This window comes from Mucilaginibacter arboris (genome assembly GCF_009754915.1).
Lineage (GTDB): Bacteria > Bacteroidota > Bacteroidia > Sphingobacteriales > Sphingobacteriaceae > Mucilaginibacter_A > Mucilaginibacter_A arboris.
The window spans coordinates 1-648 of the sequence record NZ_WPIK01000068.1; the positions used below are offsets into that span (position 1 = coordinate 1).

Below are 648 nucleotides of genomic sequence, written 5' to 3' on the forward strand. Positions count from 1 at the left end.
CGTTAGCGGTAATTTTAACAAATAGCTGTCGACAAAATAAAGTGCCGCCGAAATGGTAAAATATTCACTTGATGATATAAAGAAAAAAGTTGACGAGTTAGCTTTGAAAATAAATGCATCAACAAATTTATTACCGAGCTACGGACAACAAAAATGGGATGCGCATCCTTATATTGAAGTTGATGATTTAGGATTTATGTTTTTCATCATTTCTGAACGTGGGCAAGAGTATGAAAGAAAGATGACTGACAAACTTGACGACTTGCTTTACTGGATTTTTGCTGGTGTAACTTTTTCCATGTCCTGTAATTACGAACTTAAAAACAGAATTGAAGATAAAGATGGTAGACGTTTAATCTTTAAAAAACAAGAGGAATTGTTAGGCATTCTCAACGAAACCTGGCGACAGAAAGAAATTCTAGAACATCAGGATATTTTGAAAAATTATCCATTTGATGATTTGGCTAGTCTTCGAGCGACTTATTGCGGAAAACTTAGAAAACAAGGATATTCAGAAATAGAGATAAATAAATTGGCATATGCGAAATATCCTGAGAACTGAAAAAAACTACCGCTAACATTGGTTTGGCAAAAAACCGGCTGATGGAATAATCATCAACATTTGTTTTGCTATTTTGCTTCAGTTTC

The 648-nt window shown here is 33.8% G+C and carries 1 protein-coding gene; it reads left to right on the forward strand.

Annotated features, from left to right (window positions below):
* Positions 1 to 52: 52 nt before the first annotated feature.
* The gene (locus GO621_RS18735) at positions 53 to 562 is read left to right on the forward strand and encodes an Imm63 family immunity protein (protein WP_157569940.1); all 510 of its coding nucleotides are present in this window, start codon (positions 53 to 55) and stop codon (positions 560 to 562) included.
* Positions 563 to 648: the final 86 nt, after the last annotated feature.

Bases quoted from the DNA above. Each gene is read 5' to 3' on its own strand.
- GO621_RS18735 (WP_157569940.1), top strand. From the start codon at position 53: ATGGTAAAATATTCACTTGATGATATAAAGAAAAAAGTTGACGAGTTA.